Source organism: Streptomyces albospinus, from assembly GCF_014648695.1.
In the GTDB taxonomy this organism is placed as follows: domain Bacteria; phylum Actinomycetota; class Actinomycetes; order Streptomycetales; family Streptomycetaceae; genus Streptomyces; species Streptomyces albospinus.
Genome location: NZ_BMRP01000009.1, coordinates 54058 through 71350 on the forward strand (window position 1 = coordinate 54058; position 17293 = coordinate 71350).

The 17293-nt window shown below is 67.3% G+C and carries 28 protein-coding genes; 1 reads left to right on the forward strand and 27 read right to left on the reverse strand.

Features of this window, described 5'->3' with window-relative positions:
• Positions 1-37 precede the first annotated feature (37 nt).
• Positions 38-1672 carry an ABC-F family ATP-binding cassette domain-containing protein gene (locus tag IEZ17_RS14640; RefSeq protein ID WP_189300200.1) on the reverse strand — a complete coding sequence of 545 codons (1635 nt, stop codon included), beginning with the start codon at positions 1670-1672 and terminating at the stop codon, positions 38-40.
• A gap of 56 nt (positions 1673-1728) precedes the next feature.
• Here IEZ17_RS14640 and IEZ17_RS14645 point away from each other — a divergent pair, with 56 nt between their 5' ends.
• Entirely contained in the window at positions 1729-2586 is an 858-nt protein-coding gene (locus IEZ17_RS14645; protein ID WP_189300202.1) for a hypothetical protein, read from the forward strand.
• A gap of 56 nt (positions 2587-2642) precedes the next feature.
• Here the strand turns inward: IEZ17_RS14645 and truA are convergent, their stop codons facing one another.
• From truA to rplV, 26 genes are all read right to left on the reverse strand, one after another.
• Positions 2643-3494 carry a tRNA pseudouridine(38-40) synthase TruA gene (gene truA, locus IEZ17_RS14650; protein WP_189300204.1) on the reverse strand — a complete coding sequence of 284 codons (852 nt, stop codon included), beginning with the start codon at positions 3492-3494 and terminating at the stop codon, positions 2643-2645.
• 76 nt (positions 3495-3570) lie between these two features.
• Positions 3571-4023, reverse strand: a complete 453-nt coding sequence (rplQ, locus tag IEZ17_RS14655) for a 50S ribosomal protein L17 (RefSeq protein ID WP_189300206.1) — start codon at positions 4021-4023, stop codon at positions 3571-3573.
• 128 nt (positions 4024-4151) lie between these two features.
• Entirely contained in the window at positions 4152-5174 is a 1023-nt protein-coding gene (locus tag IEZ17_RS14660) for a DNA-directed RNA polymerase subunit alpha (RefSeq protein WP_003956430.1), read from the reverse strand.
• Between the two features lie 111 nt (positions 5175-5285).
• Complete coding sequence (gene rpsD, locus IEZ17_RS14665; RefSeq protein WP_043264883.1) at positions 5286-5912, reverse strand: 30S ribosomal protein S4; 627 nt, start codon at positions 5910-5912, stop codon at positions 5286-5288.
• A 27-nt stretch (positions 5913-5939) separates the two neighbouring features.
• On the reverse strand, positions 5940-6344 hold the full coding sequence (gene rpsK, locus IEZ17_RS14670) for a 30S ribosomal protein S11 (RefSeq protein WP_004571845.1): 405 nt from the start codon (positions 6342-6344) through the stop codon (positions 5940-5942).
• A 64-nt stretch (positions 6345-6408) separates the two neighbouring features.
• Positions 6409-6789, reverse strand: coding sequence for a 30S ribosomal protein S13 (gene rpsM, locus IEZ17_RS14675; RefSeq protein WP_018090888.1), 381 nt, complete (start codon positions 6787-6789; stop codon positions 6409-6411).
• A 200-nt stretch (positions 6790-6989) separates the two neighbouring features.
• Positions 6990-7103 carry a 50S ribosomal protein L36 gene (gene rpmJ / locus IEZ17_RS14680; RefSeq protein ID WP_003956441.1) on the reverse strand — a complete coding sequence of 38 codons (114 nt, stop codon included), beginning with the start codon at positions 7101-7103 and terminating at the stop codon, positions 6990-6992.
• A 60-nt stretch (positions 7104-7163) separates the two neighbouring features.
• Entirely contained in the window at positions 7164-7385 is a 222-nt protein-coding gene (gene infA / locus IEZ17_RS14685) for a translation initiation factor IF-1 (protein ID WP_003956442.1), read from the reverse strand.
• Between the two features lie 153 nt (positions 7386-7538).
• Complete coding sequence (gene map / locus IEZ17_RS14690; RefSeq protein WP_189300208.1) at positions 7539-8375, reverse strand: type I methionyl aminopeptidase; 837 nt, start codon at positions 8373-8375, stop codon at positions 7539-7541.
• 104 nt (positions 8376-8479) lie between these two features.
• Positions 8480-9133, reverse strand: a complete 654-nt coding sequence (locus tag IEZ17_RS14695; RefSeq protein WP_189300210.1) for an adenylate kinase — start codon at positions 9131-9133, stop codon at positions 8480-8482.
• On the reverse strand, positions 9133-10446 hold the full coding sequence (gene secY, locus IEZ17_RS14700; protein ID WP_189300212.1) for a preprotein translocase subunit SecY: 1314 nt from the start codon (positions 10444-10446) through the stop codon (positions 9133-9135). Before secY ends, IEZ17_RS14695 begins: the two co-directional genes overlap by 1 nt.
• Before the next feature lie 227 nt (positions 10447-10673).
• Entirely contained in the window at positions 10674-11138 is a 465-nt protein-coding gene (gene rplO / locus IEZ17_RS14705; protein WP_189300214.1) for a 50S ribosomal protein L15, read from the reverse strand.
• Between the two features lies 1 nt (position 11139).
• The gene (gene rpmD / locus IEZ17_RS14710) at positions 11140-11322 is read right to left on the reverse strand and encodes a 50S ribosomal protein L30 (RefSeq protein WP_006604889.1); all 183 of its coding nucleotides are present in this window, start codon (positions 11320-11322) and stop codon (positions 11140-11142) included.
• Entirely contained in the window at positions 11322-11924 is a 603-nt protein-coding gene (rpsE, locus tag IEZ17_RS14715) for a 30S ribosomal protein S5 (protein WP_006604888.1), read from the reverse strand. Before rpsE ends, rpmD begins: the two co-directional genes overlap by 1 nt.
• Positions 11925-11970: 46 nt before the next feature.
• On the reverse strand, positions 11971-12354 hold the full coding sequence (gene rplR / locus IEZ17_RS14720; protein ID WP_159503186.1) for a 50S ribosomal protein L18: 384 nt from the start codon (positions 12352-12354) through the stop codon (positions 11971-11973).
• A 3-nt stretch (positions 12355-12357) separates the two neighbouring features.
• The gene (rplF, locus tag IEZ17_RS14725) at positions 12358-12897 is read right to left on the reverse strand and encodes a 50S ribosomal protein L6 (protein ID WP_189300216.1); all 540 of its coding nucleotides are present in this window, start codon (positions 12895-12897) and stop codon (positions 12358-12360) included.
• Between the two features lie 21 nt (positions 12898-12918).
• Complete coding sequence (rpsH, locus tag IEZ17_RS14730; RefSeq protein WP_189300218.1) at positions 12919-13317, reverse strand: 30S ribosomal protein S8; 399 nt, start codon at positions 13315-13317, stop codon at positions 12919-12921.
• Between the two features lie 239 nt (positions 13318-13556).
• A complete protein-coding gene (locus IEZ17_RS14735; protein WP_003956452.1) occupies positions 13557-13742 on the reverse strand; it encodes a type Z 30S ribosomal protein S14 in 186 nt (61 codons plus the stop codon).
• A gap of 5 nt (positions 13743-13747) precedes the next feature.
• The gene (rplE, locus tag IEZ17_RS14740; RefSeq protein WP_016571061.1) at positions 13748-14308 is read right to left on the reverse strand and encodes a 50S ribosomal protein L5; all 561 of its coding nucleotides are present in this window, start codon (positions 14306-14308) and stop codon (positions 13748-13750) included.
• Entirely contained in the window at positions 14308-14631 is a 324-nt protein-coding gene (gene rplX / locus IEZ17_RS14745) for a 50S ribosomal protein L24 (protein ID WP_189300220.1), read from the reverse strand. The genes rplE and rplX overlap by 1 nt, the downstream gene beginning before the upstream one ends.
• A gap of 3 nt (positions 14632-14634) precedes the next feature.
• The gene (gene rplN, locus IEZ17_RS14750) at positions 14635-15003 is read right to left on the reverse strand and encodes a 50S ribosomal protein L14 (protein ID WP_003998823.1); all 369 of its coding nucleotides are present in this window, start codon (positions 15001-15003) and stop codon (positions 14635-14637) included.
• Between the two features lie 170 nt (positions 15004-15173).
• Positions 15174-15455 (reverse strand): 30S ribosomal protein S17, encoded by a 282-nt coding sequence (gene rpsQ / locus IEZ17_RS14755; protein ID WP_006604882.1) that lies wholly within the window; start codon positions 15453-15455, stop codon positions 15174-15176.
• Positions 15455-15679, reverse strand: coding sequence for a 50S ribosomal protein L29 (gene rpmC / locus IEZ17_RS14760; protein WP_067349986.1), 225 nt, complete (start codon positions 15677-15679; stop codon positions 15455-15457). Before rpmC ends, rpsQ begins: the two co-directional genes overlap by 1 nt.
• Positions 15679-16098 (reverse strand): 50S ribosomal protein L16, encoded by a 420-nt coding sequence (gene rplP, locus IEZ17_RS14765; RefSeq protein WP_004571829.1) that lies wholly within the window; start codon positions 16096-16098, stop codon positions 15679-15681. Before rplP ends, rpmC begins: the two co-directional genes overlap by 1 nt.
• A gap of 5 nt (positions 16099-16103) precedes the next feature.
• A complete protein-coding gene (gene rpsC, locus IEZ17_RS14770) occupies positions 16104-16928 on the reverse strand; it encodes a 30S ribosomal protein S3 (protein ID WP_189300222.1) in 825 nt (274 codons plus the stop codon).
• Positions 16928-17275 carry a 50S ribosomal protein L22 gene (rplV, locus tag IEZ17_RS14775; protein ID WP_009997296.1) on the reverse strand — a complete coding sequence of 116 codons (348 nt, stop codon included), beginning with the start codon at positions 17273-17275 and terminating at the stop codon, positions 16928-16930. The genes rpsC and rplV overlap by 1 nt, the downstream gene beginning before the upstream one ends.
• Positions 17276-17293 lie beyond the last annotated feature (18 nt).

A 17293-nucleotide genomic window follows, 5' to 3' on the forward strand; every position in this document is an offset into this window, starting at 1 on the left:
GCTCCCGCCGACACTCCCCCAGGGGCCGGCGAGCCCTTCACGGCGCGGGGCGGCCCCGCGTCTCGTCCCACACCGGCTGTGCCGTCTCCCGTACGGTCCCGTCCGCGCCGAACACCAGGAACCGGTCGAAGGACCGCGCGAACCACCGGTCGTGGGTCACCGCCAGCACCGTCCCCTCGTACGCCTCCAGCCCCTCCTGGAGCGCCTCCGCGGACTCCAGGTCCAGGTTGTCGGTCGGCTCGTCCAGCAGCAGCGCGGTCGCCCCGGAGAGCTCCAGCAGCAGGATCTGGAAGCGCGCCTGCTGCCCGCCCGACAGCCGCTCGAAGCGCTGCTCGGCCTGCTTCTCCAGCTCGTAGCGGCGCAGCACCGACATCGCCTGGCCCTGGTTCCTGGCGTGCTCGGTCCACAGCACGTCGAGGAGGGTGCGGCCCATCAGCTCGGGGTGTGCATGCGTCTGCGCGAAGTGCCCGGCGACGACGCGGGCACCCAGCTTCCAGGCACCGGAGTGCGCGACCGGGTTCTGTGTGTCCCCGGCCAGCAGCCGCAGGAAGTGCGACTTCCCCGAGCCGTTCGAGCCCAGGACGGCCACCCGCTCCCCGTAGAACACCTCCAGGTCGAAGGGCCGCATCAGGCCGGTGAGTTCCAGGTTCTCGCAGGTCACCGCCCGGACGCCGGTGCGCCCGCCGCGCAGCCGCATGGTGATCTCCTGCTCGCGCGGCGGCTCCGGCGGCGGGCCGGCCTCCTCGAACTTCCGCAGCCGGGTCTGCGCCGCGGCGTACCGCGAGGCCATCTCATGACTGACCGACGCCGCCTGCCGCAGCGAGACCACCAGCTTCTTCAGCTGGGCGTGCTTCTCGTCCCAGCGCCGCCGCAGCTCCTCGAAGCGCGCGAAGCGCTCCCGGCGGGCCTCGTGGTACGTGGCGAAACCGCCGCCGTGCACCCACACATCGGACCCCGCAGGACCCGGCTCGACGCTGATGATCTTCTCCGCGGCGCGGGCCAGCAGCTCCCGGTCGTGCGAGACGAACAGCACCGTCTTACGGGTCTGCCGCAGCTGCTCCTCCAGCCACCGCTTGCCCGGCACGTCCAGATAGTTGTCCGGCTCGTCCAGCAGCAGCACCTCGTCCGTACCGCGCAGCAGCGATTCCAGCACCAGCCGCTTCTGCTGGCCCCCGGAGAGCGTGCGCACCCGGCGCCACTGCGCCTTCTCGTACGGCAGCCCCAGCGCCGCCGTGGTGCAGATGTCCCAGGCCGTCTCGGCCTCGTAGCCGCGCGCCTCGGCCCAGTCGCTGAGCGCCTGCGCATACGCCATCTGCGCGGCCTCGTCGTCATCATCCGCCGTCATGATCGCCTCTTCGGCCGCGTCCACCGCTGCCGCCGCCTGGCGGATCCGCGGGTGCGCGACCGACACCAGCAGGTCCCGCACCGTCCGCTCGTCCTGCACGGACCCCACGAACTGCGGCATCACGCCCAGCCCCCCGCCGACCGCGACCGTCCCGCCGTGCGGCTCCAGCTCGCCCGCGATCAGCCGCAGCAGGGTCGTCTTGCCCGCGCCGTTGGCTCCGACCAATGCCACCGAAGCGCCCTCCCCCACCCGGAAGGACACATCCCCCAGGAGAGCCCTCCCGTCCGGCAGGTAGTACTCCAGGTGCGCGGCTTCCAGATGTCCCATGGGCCGGATTCTCTCCGCCCCCCACGCGTTACACCAACCGCATTAGGATGCGCGGCATGAGCTTTGGGCAAGGGGGGCCGTTCGGCGGCCCCGGGGGGTCCACCCCGGACTGGGACGCGCTCGCCGACGAGAGCGAGGCGCGCGGCCGTCGCAAGCGCTGGATGATGATCGGCGGCGGCGTGGTCGCCGCCCTCGCGATCGCCGGGATCGTCGCCGCCGCCGTCATGAACAGCAACTCACCGGGCGGCAACCCCACGGCCCAGCCCACCGCCTCCGGCCAGACCGCAGCCCCGGACGACAAGCCCTCGTTCCCCGACGTCTCGGTCCCGCCGCCGCCCAACCCGCAGGACTACATCTCCGACCCCAAGAAGGACACCGCGCCGCTCACCCCGGCCACCCTCTTCCCGCAGAAGAGCATGGTCGTCGGCGAGAACAGCTACCCGCAGACCGCCACCGACAACAGCACGGACTGCACCGCCGCCGCCCAGGGCGCACTGGTCTCCTCGCTCACCCACAACGGCTGCAAGCAGCTGCTGCGCGCCACGTACGCCAAGGACGGGGTCGCGGTCACCATCGGCGTCGCGGTCTTCGACTCCCCCGCGAAGGCCACCGCGGTGATGAACGAGAGCAAGCCCAACCTCCTGCCGCTCTCCGGCGGCGGCGTCCCGGCGAGCTTCTGCCAGGGCACCAAGTGCCGGATGACCACCAACGCCACCGGCCGCTACGCGTACTTCACCATCGCCGGCTACACCAACGGCAAGGACGTCACCGCGAGCGACACCAAGGCCCAGCAGATCATGCGGGACGGCGGCTCGTACGCCTTCGCCCAGATCGCCCAGCGCGGCAAGGACCAGGCCGCCAAGGCCGCCGAGAAGCAGCTCCAGGACGCCCGCAGGAAGGCCGGCAAGTCCTGACGCCCCCGGTGGCACCTCCCCCGCGCCCCATCGGCGCGGGGGCCCTGCGCCGCCGCTCAGCAGCAGCCGCCGCCCGGCAGGGAGCGCTTGTTGCGCGCTTCCTTGTTGCGCGCCATCAGCAGCTCGTCGGCCGGGTACCCGACCTCCTCCAGCGTCAGCCCGTGCGGCCGGACCACATGGACGGCGGAGTCCCGCACCCCCGCGGCCAGCACCTTCGCCGGCCACTCCACCGGCCGGTGCCCGTCCCCCACGAACAGCATCGCGCCCACCAGCGACCGCACCATGTTGTGGCAGAACGCATCGGCCCGCACGGTCGCCGTGATGATCCCGTCCGCACCCCGCTCCCAGCTGAGCTCCTGGAGCGTGCGGATCGTGGTCGCACCCTCCCGGCGCTTGCAGTAGGCCGCGAAGTCGTGCTCCCCGAGCAGCGGCCGGGACGCCGCGTTCATCGCCTCGACGTCCAGGTCCCAGTCGTGCCACAGCACGTGCCCGCGCAGCAGCGGATCGACGCCCCCGTGGTGATCGGTGACCCGGTACGCGTACCGCCGCCAGATCGCCGAGAACCGCGCGTTGAACCCGAACGGCGCCTCCTCGGCCCGCCACACCCGGACGTCCTTCGGCAGCCGCCCGGCCAGCCGCCGCAGCAGCTTGTCCCCGTGCTCGGCCCACAGCTCCGCCGGCAGGTCCACATGCGCCACCTGCCCCCGCGCATGCACCCCCGCGTCCGTCCGCCCGGCGACGGTGAGCTCATACGCCTCCGGCGACCGCGTCACGGTCCGGATCGCGTCCTCCAACTCCCCCTGGACCGTGCGCCGTTCACGCTGCTTGGCCCACCCGGAGAATTCCGCGCCGTCGTACGACAGGTCCAACCGCACCCGGACGAAACCGGGCTCCACTTCATCACTCACGCCAGCAATCCTCCCTCACCCCATACGAAAGCGGGCCCGCCCCGAAGGGCGGACCCGCTCACAGCCGACCGGTGCCTCAGGCCTCGGTGGTCTCCTCGGCCGGAGCCTCGGACTCCTTCACCGCGCGCTTGGTCGCGGCCTCGGCCTCGGCGACGGTCGCCTTCTTGGCGATCTCGCCCTCGACCAGCTCGATGACCGCCATCGGGGCGTTGTCGCCACGACGGTTGCCGATCTTGGTGATGCGGGTGTAGCCACCCGGACGCTCGGCGAAGCGCGGGGCGATCTCCGTGAAGAGCGTGTGCACGACGCTCTTGTCCGAGATCAGCTCCATGACCTGACGACGGTTGTGCAGGTCGCCCTTCTTCGCCTTGGTCACCAGACGCTCCGCGTACGGGCGCAGACGACGGGCCTTGGCCTCGGTCGTCGTGATGCGGCCGTGCTCGAAGAGGCTGGTCGCAAGGTTGCGCAGCATCAGACGCTCGTGAGCCGCGCTGCCGCCCAGACGGGCACCCTTGGTGGGCTTCGGCATGGTGTTTCTCCTTCATTGCTGCACCGGCCGTATCAGGTACCGGTGTCAGTTCCCCCGAGGCGGCTGCCCCGGGGAAGATCTCACACGGCTGGGGCCCGGGACACCGCCCGGACCCCAGTCGGTCACGCTCAGTACTGCTCGGTCTCCACGAAACCGGCGTCCGCGTCGTCGTCGGCACCGAAGGCGTCGGCGGCGGCGGTCGGGTCGAATCCGGGCGGGCTGTCCTTGAGCGCCAGGCCCATGCCGGCCAGCTTCGCCTTGACCTCGTCGATCGACTTCGCGCCGAAATTGCGGATGTCGAGCAGGTCCGCCTCGGAGCGGGCCACCAGCTCGCCCACCGAGTGGATGCCCTCACGCTTGAGGCAGTTGTAGGAGCGGACGGTGAGCTCCAGCTCCTCGATCGGCAGCGCCAGGTCGGCGGCCAGGGCGGCGTCCGTCGGGGACGGGCCCATGTCGATGCCCTCGGCGTCGATGTTCAGCTCACGGGCCAGGCCGAAGAGCTCGACGAGGGTCTTGCCGGCCGACGCCATGGCGTCGCGCGGGCGCATGGCCTGCTTGGTCTCGACGTCGACGATCAGCTTGTCGAAGTCGGTGCGCTGCTCGACACGGGTCGCCTCGACCTTGTACGTGACCTTGAGCACCGGCGAGTAGATCGAGTCGACCGGGATGCGGCCGATCTCCTGGCCGACCTGCTTGTTCTGCACGGCGGAGACGTAGCCGCGACCGCGCTCGACGGTCAGCTCCATCTCCAGCTTGCCCTTGCCGTTGAGCGTGGCGAGGACCAGGTCGGGGTTGTGCACCTCGACACCGGCCGGCGGCGCGATGTCGGCGGCGGTGACCAGACCCGGGCCCTGCTTGCGCAGGTACATCACGACCGGCTCGTCGTGCTCCGAGGAGACGACCAGCTGCTTGATGTTGAGGATCAGGTCGGTGACGTCTTCCTTGACGCCCGGCACGGTGGTGAACTCGTGCAGGACACCGTCGATGCGGATGGACGTGACCGCCGCACCCGGGATCGAGGAGAGAAGAGTCCGGCGGAGGGAGTTGCCGAGGGTGTAGCCGAAGCCCGGCTCCAGCGGCTCGATCACGAACCGGGAGCGGTACTCGTCGACGACCTCTTCGGTCAACGAGGGACGCTGAGCAATCAGCATGGTGTTCGTTCCTTCAGTCGTGGACGCCCGCTATTTGACGCCCGCTGTACTTCAAAGGGTACGGGCGGTACGGCGCCGATGGCTCCGTACCGCCCCTACCGCGCTCAGCCCTTACTTGGAGTAGAGCTCAACGATCAGCTGCTCCTGCACCTGGGTGTCGATCACCTGGCGCTCGGGCAGGCTGTGCACGAGGATCCGCAGCTGCGAGGGGATCGCCTCCAGCCACGCCGGGACGGTCTTCTCGCCGGCCTCCGCCTTGGCCACCTCGAAGGGGGTCAGGGTCTTGGAGCCCGTGCGGACCTCGATGATGTCGTTCACGGCGACGCGGGCCGACGGGATGTCGGTCTTGCGGCCGTTGACCTGGATGTGTCCGTGACGCACCAGCTGACGGGCGTGGTCGCGGGACTTGGCGAAGCCGGCCCGGTAGACCACGTTGTCGAGGCGGGTCTCAAGGATGCGCAGAAGGTTCTCACCGGTCTTGCCGGTCTTCTGGTTCGCTTCCTTGTAGTAGTTCACGAACTGCTTCTCAAGGACACCGTAGATGCGGCTGCACTTCTGCTTCTCACGAAGCTGGAGCAGGTACTCGCTGTCCTTGGTGCGCCCGCGACCGTGCTCACCCGGGGGGTAAGGACGGATCTCGATCGGGCACTTCGCGCTCTCGCACTTGCTCCCCTTGAGGAAGAGCTTCTGCTTCTCCCGACGGCAACGCTTGCAGTCGGCCCCGGTGTAACGCGCCATTGTCTAGTTGTCTCCTACTTCAGTGGGTCAGACGCGGCGACGCTTGGGCGGGCGGCATCCGTTGTGCGGGGTGGGGGTGACGTCCTGGATCGAGCCGACCTCAAGACCGGTCGCCTGAAGCGAACGGATGGCCGTCTCGCGGCCCGAACCCGGGCCCTTCACGAAGACGTCGACCTTGCGCATGCCGTGCTCCTGCGCGCGGCGGGCGGCCGACTCGGCGGCCATCTGCGCGGCGAAGGGGGTGGACTTGCGCGAGCCCTTGAAGCCGACGTGGCCGGCAGAGGCCCAAGAGATCACGTTCCCGGTCGGGTCGGTGATCGAGACGATCGTGTTGTTGAACGTGCTCTTGATGTGAGCGTGCCCGTGGGCGACGTTCTTCTTCTCCTTGCGGCGCACCTTCTTGGCGCCGGCCGTACGGCCCTTCGGAGGCATGAAATTCTCCCGTGGAGGTGGTCGGTCCTACAGCGAAGACCGCTGGTGAGCGTCCTGCTGAGGACTACTTCTTGCCCGGCTTCTTCTTGCCGGCGATCGCGCGACGCGGACCCTTGCGGGTACGGGCGTTCGTGCTGGTGCGCTGGCCGTGCACCGGCAGACCGCGGCGGTGACGCAGACCCTGGTAGCAGCCGATCTCGACCTTGCGGCGGATGTCGGCCTGGATCTCACGACGGAGGTCACCCTCGGTCTTGAGGTTGTTGTCGACGTACTCGCGGATCTTGACGAGGTCTTCCTCGGCAAGGTCGCGGACCCGGGTGTTCGGGTTCACGCCGGTGGCGGCGAGGGTCTGCTGCGAGAGCGTCCGCCCGATACCGAAGACGTAGGTGAGGGCGACCTCCACACGCTTTTCGCGCGGGAGATCAACGCCTGCGAGGCGTGCCATTGATGTGGCTCCTGATGGCTATTCGGAGGTCTTCCACAGCACCGTTCCCGTAAGACTCTTCAGAATTACGAGCCGGGTCCCCGGCCTCCGAGCCGGGGGTGTCGTCCCCACGCGACAGATGCGGGGGTCGGGTGACTGCGTATGTACGTGTCGTGCTTGCGTCGCGCGAAAACTGCGAAATGCAGGTTGGTCGGCGTGCGTCAGCCCTGGCGCTGCTTGTGGCGCAGGTTGTCGCAGATGACCATGACCCGGCCGTGGCGGCGGATCACCTTGCACTTGTCGCAGATCTTCTTGACGCTCGGCTTGACCTTCATGGGATGTGAGGTTCTCCGGGTCAGTGCCGTCGCCCCACGGGAGCGGGGCTTCGACAAGATCTACTTGTAGCGGTAGACGATCCGGCCACGCGTGAGGTCGTACGGAGAGAGCTCCACCACGACCCGGTCATCCGGGAGGATACGGATGTAGTGCATCCGCATCTTGCCGCTGATGTGCGCGAGGACCTTGTGACCGTTCTGGAGCTCCACCTTGAACATGGCGTTCGGCAGAGACTCGATCACGGTGCCCTCGATCTCGATGGCACCTTGCTTCTTGGCCACGCTTCGCCTTTCGAATCGGCTACCTTGATCGACTCACTTGCAAACAGTGTCCACAAACGTGCGGGCACACGGATGCACGAGAGCCGACGCGTCAGTCTACGTCAGTGCCTAAGAAAAGACGAATCCAGGGCTATTGCCCACCAGCGAAGATCGTTACGCCAGCGGGTCCGGCGCCGCGGTGATCCCCAGCTCCGCCAGCTTGGCCTTCCCGCCGTCCGGCGCGGTCAGCACCAGCGGGCCGTCCTCGGTCAGCGCGACCGAGTGCTCCCAGTGCGAGGACCAGCTGCCGTCGTCCGACTTGACCGTCCAGTCGTCGTCGAGCACATGCGTCCTGGCGGTGCCGAGGTTGACCATCGGCTCGATCGCGATGCAGAAGCCGGGCACCAGCTTCGGGCCGCGGCCCCGCTTGCGGTCGACGTAGTTCAGCAGATGCGGATCCATGTGCATCTGCGATCCGATGCCGTGGCCGCCGTAGTCCTCGACGATGCCGTACTTGCCGCTCGACGGACGCGGCTGGCGCCGGATGTAGCCCTCGATCGCCTTGGAGATGTCCACCAGCCGGTTGCCCTTGGCGACCGCGGCGATCCCCGCCCACATCGACTGCTCGGTGACCCGGCTGAGCTCGATCAGCTCCGCGGAGTGACCGGAGCCGACGAAGGCCGTGTACGCGGCGTCGCCGTGCCAGCCGTCGATGATCGCGCCGCAGTCGATGGAGATGACGTCGCCGCTCTGCAACACCGTGTCGGTGTCCGGGATGCCGTGCACCACGACGTCGTTCACCGAGGTGCAGATGGTCGCCGGGAATCCGCCGTACCCGAGGAAGTTCGACTTCGCCCCGTGCTCCGCGAGCACCTTGCGGGCCGCGTCGTCCAGGTCCTTGGTCGTGGCGCCCGGCACCGCGACCTCGCGGGTCGCCGCGTGGATGGCGGCGACCACCAGCCCCGCCTCGCGCATCTTGGCGATCTGCGCGGGGTTCTTGATCTCCAGCATGCCGGTGCCTTCCGCCTTCACTCTCGTCCGTGCGTGATTCTCGTTGGACCAACAGTACGGCCGCGGTGCCCATGGTGGACACCGCGGCCGTACGGAGCTGCCTGCTACTCGCCGTTCTCCAGGGCGCTCATCGCCCGCTGGGTCACCTCGGCGACCTTCCCGAGGGCCGGGATCGTGACGACCAGGTCCTGGGCCTTGTAGTAGTCGATGATCGGCTCGGTCTCCGTGTGGTAGACCTCCAGCCGCTTGCGGACGGTCTCCTCGCGGTCGTCGTCACGCTGGTACAGCTCGCCGCCGCAGACGTCGCAGACGCCCTCGGCCTTCGGCTTGTTGTACTCGGCGTGGAAGACGTGGCTGCTGTCCTTGCGGCAGATCCGCCGACCGGCGATCCGCTTCACGACCTCGTCCTCGGGGACTTCGAGGTCCAGGACCGCGTCCAGCTTGAGGTTCCTGCCCTTGAGGTACACGTCCAGCGCCTCGGCCTGGCCGAGGTTGCGCGGAAAGCCGTCGAGCAGGAAACCGTCGGCCGCGTCGGGCTGTTCCATACGGTCCTCGGCCATCCCGATGGTGACCGAGTCGGGCACGAGATTGCCGGCGTCCATGTAGGACTTCGCCTCGACACCCAGGGGCGTGCCCTGGCTGATGTTGGCGCGGAACAGGTCCCCCGTGGAGATGTGCGGGATCGCGAGGTTCTTGGCAAGGTACGCGGCCTGCGTACCCTTGCCGGCCCCCGGGGGTCCGACGAGGACGATTCGCATCAGCGGAGGAACCCTTCGTAGTTGCGCTGCTGAAGCTGGCTCTCGATCTGCTTCACGGTCTCCAGGCCCACACCCACGATGATGAGGATGCTCGTCCCGCCGAACGGGAAGTTCTGGTTCGCGTTGAACAGCACCAACGCCACTGTTGGTACGAGCGCGATCAGCCCCAGATACAGCGAGCCCGGCCACGTGATCCGGTTGAGCACGTAGCTGAGGTACTCGGCCGTCGGGCGACCAGCCCGGATACCCGGGATGAAGCCACCATACTTCTTCATGTTGTCGGCAACTTCTTCGGGGTTGAAGCTGATGGCCACGTAGAAGAAGGCGAAGAACACGATGAGCAAGAAGTACGCAGCGATGTAAACCGGGTGATTTCCCTTGGTGAAGTTGGTGGCGATCCAGGTCGCCCATGCCGCCTTCGACCCGCTGAACTGTGCGACGAGCGCCGGGATGTAGAGCAGCGACGACGCGAAGATGACGGGAATCACACCTGCCTGGTTCACCTTGAGCGGGATGTAAGTGGACGTACCGCCATAGGACCGGCGCCCGATCATCCGCTTCGCGTACTGCACCGGAATCCGCCGCTGCGCCTGCTCGACGAAGACCACCAGGGCGACCATCGCCAGGCCCACCGCGATCACCGCGAAGAACTCGATCCAGCCGTCGGCCAGCTTGCCCGTGAGCTTGATCTGCCACAGCGCGCTCGGGAAGCCGGCGGCGATCGAGATGAACATCAGGATCGACATGCCGTTGCCGATACCGCGGTCGGTGACCAACTCACCGAGCCACATGATCAGGCAGGTGCCGGCGGTCATCGTGATCACCATGGTGATGGTGGTGAAGATCGAGTCGTTGGGCACGATCTGGCTCGCCACCGGGCAGCTCTGGAAGAGCGCGCCGCTGCGGGCGGTGGCCACCAGGCCGGTGCCCTGGAGCACGGCCAGCGCCACGGTCAGATAGCGGGTGTACTGGGTGATCTTCCCCTGCCCGGACTGGCCCTCCTTCTTGAGGGCCTCCAGCCGCGGGATCACCACGGTCAGCAGCTGGAGGATGATGCTCGCCGTGATGTACGGCATGATCCCCAGCGCGAAGATCGTGATCTGCAGCAGCGCTCCACCGCTGAACATGTTCACCAGGCCGAACAACCCGCTGTTGGCGCCGGCCTGCTTCATGCAGGTCGCGACGTTCGCGTAGTTCACCCCGGGGACGGGGATGTGCGCTCCGATCCGGTAGAGCACGACGATGCCCAATGTGAACAGCAGCTTCTTGCGCAGGTCGGGCGTCTTGAACGCTCGGGCGAACGCGGTGAGCACGGTGCCTCCTGCGCCTCCCGCTTCGTGGGCGAGAGGTGACGGTCTTGAGGATCGACGGATACGTAAGCGGCTGTGCCGCACGGACAGCGTCCGCGCGGCGGGTTCCGGGGACGGACCCCGGACAAAACAACAGTGCAGGCCACCTTACCGGCGACCCTACCCCCGTGGAACGACCAACCGGGGATGCCCCAATAGATGGGCATCCCCGGCCAGTTGAACCAACGAACTCAGAGGAGTTCGGTGACGGTGCCGCCGGCGGCGGCGATCTTCTCCTTGGCGGAGCCGGAGACGGCGTCGACCGTCACCTGCACTGCCACGGAGATCTCGCCGGTGCCGAGCACCTTGACGAGCTCGTTCTTGCGCACCGCGCCCTTGGCGACCAGGTCGGCCACCGTGACCTCGCCACCCTGCGGGTAGAGCGCGGCCAGCTTGTCCAGGTTCACGACCTGGAACTGCTTGTGGGCGGGGTTCTTGAAGCCCTTCAGCTTCGGGAGGCGCATGTGGAGGGGCATCTGCCCACCCTCGAAGCGCTCCGGAACCTGGTAACGGGCCTTGGTGCCCTTGGTACCACGACCTGCGGTCTTACCCTTGGACGCCTCACCACGACCGACACGGGTCTTGGCGGTCTTGGCGCCCGGGGCAGGACGGAGGTTGTGGACCTTCAGCGGGTTGTTCGCCGAGGAATCAGCCATGTCAGTCGACCTCCTCAACCGTCACGAGGTGGCGGACGGTGTGCACCATGCCGCGGAACTCGGGGCGGTCCTCCTTGACAACCACGTCGTTGAGCCGCTTGAGGCCCAGCGAACGGAGGGTGTCGCGGTGGTTCTGCTTGCTGCCGATGTAGGACTTCGTCTGCGTGATCTTGAGGTGCGCCATTACGCGGTCACCCCTGCACGCGCCCGCAGCAGAGCGGCGGGAGCAACGTCCTCCAGCGGCAGGCCACGACGGGCCGCGATCTCCTCGGGGCGCTGAAGGCCCTGAAGCGCGGTCACCGTGGCGTGCACGATGTTGATCGGGTTCGACGAACCGAGCGACTTGCTCAGCACGTCGTGGATGCCCGCGCACTCCAGGACGGCGCGCACGGGACCACCGGCGATCACACCGGTACCGGGGGAAGCCGGCTTGAGCAGGACGACGCCCGCAGCCTTCTCGCCCTGGATCGGGTGCGGGATGGTGCCCTGGATACGGGGGACCTTGAAGAAGTTCTTCTTGGCCTCTTCCACGCCCTTGGCGATGGCAGCCGGAACTTCCTTGGCCTTGCCGTAACCGACACCTACGGTGCCGTCACCGTCGCCCACCACGACCAGCGCGGTGAAGCTGAAGCGACGACCACCCTTGACAACCTTGGCGACGCGGTTGATCGCGACAACGCGCTCAACGTACGCGGTCTTCTCGGCGGCAGCGCCACCGTCGCGACCCTTCCGGTCCCGCCGCTCGCCGCCACCGGCACCGCTTCCGCGGCGCTGGGGTCCAGCCATTGGATTTACCTCTCTCTATTGCGTCCGCTAGCTCCGGAACCGGGGCTTAGAACTTCAGCCCGGCTTCGCGGGCGGCGTCGGCCAGAGCGGCAATCCGCCCGGCGTACTGCTTGCCACCACGGTCGAACACGACGGCCTCGACACCGGCGGCCTTGGCACGCTCGGCGACCAGGGCGCCAACCTTCTGGGCCTGGGCGCTCTTGTCGCCCTCGCCACCACGGATCGACGCGTCCAGGGTCGACGCGGAGGCCAGCGTGTGGCCCGCGATGTCGTCGATGACCTGGGCGAAGATGCCGCGGTTGGACCGCGTCACGACCAGACGCGGACGCTCCGGGGTACCCGAAATCCGCTTGCGGATGCGGATGTGGCGACGCTTGGCGGCAGCGCGCTTGTAGGCGTTGCCCTTAGCGATCTTCACACCGTATGCCATGGCTTACTTACCAGCCTTTCCGACCTTGCGGCGGATGACCTCGCCGGCGTACTTGACGCCCTTGGCCTTGTACGGGTCAGGCTTGCGCAGCTTGCGGATGTTCGCCGCCACCTCGCCGACCTTCTGCTTGTCGATGCCCTCGACGCTGAGCTTGGTCGGGGACTCGACCTTGAAGGAGATGCCCTCGGGCGCCTCGACGACGATGGGGTGGCTGTAGCCCAGCGCGAACTCCAGGTTGGAGCCCTTCGCCTGGACGCGGTAGCCGACACCGCTGATCTCAAGCGCCTTGCTGTAGCCCTGGGTCACGCCGGTGATCATGTTCGCCACCAGCGTGCGGGACAGGCCGTGCAGGGCCTTGTTCTGCCGCTCGTCGTTCGGGCGGGTGACGGAGATGACGCCGTCCTCACCCTTGGCGACCTCGATGGGCGCCGCGACGGTGTGCGAAAGGGAGCCCTTGGGACCCTTCACCGAAACCGTGCGGCCCTCGATGGTGACGTCCACACCAGCGGGAACCTGGATGGGCAGCTTGCCAATACGCGACATTAGCTTTTCCTCCGTTCCCTGTTACCAGACGTAGGCGAGGACTTCCCCACCCACGCCCTTCTTCTGCGCCTGCTGGCCGGTCAGGAGACCGTGGGACGTGGAGATGATGGCCACGCCCAGGCCGCCGAGGACCTTCGGCAGGTTGGTGGACTTGGCGTAGACCCGCAGACCCGGCTTCGAGATCCGCTTGATGCCGGCGATCGAGCGCTCGCGGTTCGGGCCGAACTTCAGCTCGAGGACGAGGTTCTTGCCGACCTCGGCGTCCTCGGTCTTCCAGCCGGTGATGTAACCCTCCTGCTGGAGGATCTCCGCGATGTGCGACTTGATCTTGCTGTGCGGCATCACGACGGAGTCGTGGTAAGCCGAGTTCGCGTTCCGCAGACGGGTCAGCATGTCTGCGATGGGATCAGTCATGGTCATGAATTGGCCTTCGGCCTCTCTCGCCGGGGTTTCCTATATGCGCCATCCCTCTCCCCGATCTCGGTCGGGACGGGTGCGGCACGGGGACCTACGGCGTAGTAAGCGACGTTATGCGGGCTGGGCCCGCGGTCGGTCTCGGGCGGCGGGGCGCCCAAACCCTTCCAGCGTACGGGAAGAGGTCTGGGACGCCCGCCGACCGAATGCTTACCGAGAGCTTCCGGTAATTCCCAACTAGGGGATTACCAGGAGCTCTTGGTCACGCCCGGCAGCTCGCCACGGTGAGCCATCTCACGAAGGCACACGCGGCACAGGCCGAACTTGCGGTAGACGGAGTGCGGACGGCCGCAGCGCTGGCAGCGGGTGTACGCGCGCACACCGAACTTCGGCTTGCGAGCAGCCTTGGCAATCAGAGCCTTCTTCGCCATCTCGCTCACGCCTCCTTGAACGGGAAGCCGAGGTGACGAAGAAGGGCGCGGCCCTCGTCGTCGTTGGTCGCCGTGGTGACCACGGTGATGTCCATACCCCGGGTGCGGTCGATCTTGTCCTGGTCGATCTCGTGGAACATGACCTGCTCCGTGAGACCGAAGGTGTAGTTGCCCCGACCGTCGAACTGCTTCGGGGACAGACCACGGAAGTCGCGGATACGCGGCAGCGCGAGCGACAGCAGGCGGTCCAGGAACTCCCACATGCGGTCACCGCGGAGGGTGACGTGGGCACCGATCGGCTGGCCCTCACGCAGCTTGAACTGCGCGATGGACTTACGGGCCTTGGTGACGGCCGGCTTCTGGCCGGTGATCGTGGTGAGGTCGCGGATGGCGCCCTCGATCAGCTTGGAGTCGCGGGCGGCGTCGCCCACACCCATGTTGACCACGATCTTGGTCAGACCGGGGATCTGCATGACGTTCTCGTAGGAGAACTCGTCCTTCAGCTTCCCGGCGATCTCTTCGCGGTAGCGCGTCTTCAGACGCGGCGCGTTGGTGGTGGCAGTCATCAGATGTCCTCACCGGTCCGCTTGGCAACGCGGATCTTGTTGCCCTCGTCGTCGAAGCGGTACCCGACGCGGGTGACGACCTTCTTGCCGTCCTTCTCCACGACCAGCTGAACGTTGCTGACGTGGACCGGGGCCTCGGTCGTCACGATGCCGCCGGTCTGCGAACCACGAGCGGTCTGTCCGGCCTTGGTGTGCTTCTTGACCCGGTTGACACCCTCGACCAGGACACGGTCCTCGCGGGGGTAGGCCGCGATGACCTTGCCCTGCTTGCCCTTGTCCTTACCGGTGATGACCTGGACCAGGTCGCCCTTCTTGATCTTCATCGGTTACAGCACCTCCGGCGCGAGCGAGATGATCTTCATGAACTTCTTCTCGCGCAGCTCACGGCCCACGGGGCCGAAGATACGGGTGCCGCGGGGGTCGCCATCGTTCTTGAGGATGACGGCCGCGTTCTCGTCGAAGCGGATGTACGAGCCGTCCGGACGGCGGCGCTCCTTGACGGTGCGAACGATGACGGCCTTGACGACGTCACCCTTCTTCACGTTGCCACCGGGGATCGCGTCCTTGACGGTGGCGACGATGACGTCACCGATGCCCGCGTAGCGGCGACCGGAACCACCGAGAACACGGATGCAAAGGATCTCCTTCGCACCAGTGTTGTCGGCGACACGCAGTCGCGACTCCTGCTGGATCACGTCTATCTCCTGAATGTCTGCCGGTTCCCGGCAGGGGCCCGCCCCTTACGGGACGTCAGCCCCTGCCGAGCCTGGCGGAACTGTTCCTAGGGGGTCCCCCTAGGAGGGATTGCTTGCCTGTCGAAATCCCCGTACGGGAATCCCCCTTGCGAGGAATTCCCCGACGGGAATTACTTGGCCTTCTCGAGGATCTCGACGATGCGCCAGCGCTTGGTGGCGGACAGCGGCCGGGTCTCCATCAGGAGGACGCGGTCGCCGACACCGGCAGCGTTCTGCTCGTCGTGCGCCTTGAGCTTGTTGGTACGGCGGATGACCTTGCCGTACAGCGCGTGCTTGACGCGGTCCTCGACGGCGACGACGACGGTCTTGTCCATCTTGTCGCTGACGACCAGACCCTCACGGGTCTTGCGGAAACCGCGCTCGTTCGTCTCAGTCACATTCTTCTCGCTCATCAGGCGCTCTCCACCGTCTCGATGCCGAGCTCGCGCTCCCGCATCAGGGTGTAGATCCGGGCGATGTCCTTGCGGACGGCCTTCAGCCGGCCGTGGTTCTCGAGCTGTCCGGTCGCCGCCTGGAAGCGGAGGTTGAACAGCTCTTCCTTGGCCTCACGGAGCTTGCCAACGAGGTCCTCGTTGTTCAGCTCGCGCAGCTCGGACGCCTTGGTAACGGCCGACATCACGATTCACCTGCCTCGCGCCGAACGATGCGGCACTTCATCGGAAGCTTGTGGGCGGCGCGGGTCAGCGCCTCCTTAGCAACCTTCTCGTTCGGGAAGGACAGCTCGAACATCACCCGACCGGGCTTGACGTTCGCGACCCACCACTCCGGAGAACCCTTACCGGAACCCATGCGGGTCTCGGCCGGCTTCTTCGTCAGCGGACGGTCCGGGTAGATGTTGATCCACACCTTGCCGCCACGCTTGATGTGACGGGTCATGGCGATACGAGCGGACTCGATCTGCCGGTTCGTCACGTAGGCCGGGGTCACGGCCTGAATGCCGTACTCACCGAAGGCCAGCTCGGTACCGCCCTTGGCCATACCGTTCCGCTTCGGGTGGTGCTGCTTGCGGTGCTTGACCCTGCGAGGGATCAGCATGTCGGTCAGCCCTCCGTTCCAGGGTTCTCCGCCGGAGCAGCGGCAGCGGCCTCGGCCTTGGGGGCCTCGGCAGCGGCGCTCTGCTGCTGCGGCTTGCGGCCACGACCGCCACGCTCGCCACCGCGACGCGGGCGCTCGTTGCCACCACCGCGAGCCGGGCGGTTGCCCGCACGGGCGGCGGCGTTCTCGGCGCGCACCTCGGCGATGTTCTTGACGTCGCCCTTGTAGATCCAGACCTTCACGCCGATACGGCCGAAGGTGGTCTTGGCCTCGAAGAAGCCGTAGTCGACGTTCGCACGGAGGGTGTGCAGGGGCACACGGCCCTCGCGGTAGAACTCCGAGCGGGACATCTCGGCGCCGCCGAGACGGCCACCGCACTGGATCTTGATGCCCTTGGCGCCGGCCTTCATCGTCGACTGCATGCTCTTGCGCATGGCGCGACGGAAGGAGACGCGGGACGACAGCTGCTCGGCGACGGCCTGGGCCACGAGCTGAGCATCGGTCTCGGGGTTCTTGACCTCGAGGATGTTCAGCTGGACCTGCTTGCCGGTCAGCTTCTCCAGCTCGCCGCGGATGCGGTCGGCCTCGGCGCCGCGGCGGCCGATGACGATGCCCGGACGAGCGGTGTGGATGTCAACGCGGACGCGCTCACGGGTGCGCTCGATCTCCACCTTGGAGATACCGGCGCGCTCCATGCCCTTCGTCATCATGCGACGAATGGCGACGTCTTCCTTGACGTAGTCCTTGTACAGCTTGTCGGCGTACCAACGCGACTTGAAGTCGGTGGTGATGCCGAGCCGGAACCCGTGCGGGTTTACCTTCTGGCCCATTACCGGGTTCCTTCCTTGCTGCTGACGACCACGGTGATGTGGCTGGTCCGCTTGCGGATCCGGTAGGCACGGCCCTGGGCACGCGGACGGAACCGCTTCAGGGTCGGGCCCTCGTCGACGTACGCCTCGCTGATGACGAGCGTGGAGGCGTCCGTGTGGTCGTAGTTGTGCGCGGCGTTGGCAATGGCGCTGTCCAGCACCTTGCCCACGGGCACGCTCGCGGCCTGCGGGGCGAAACGCAGGACCGCCTGAGCCTCCGTGGCATCCATGCCACGGATAAGGTCCACCACGCGGCGGGCCTTCATGGGCGTGACGCGGATGTACCGCGCCTGGGCCCTGGCTTCCATGGTTGTCCCTTCGGTGTC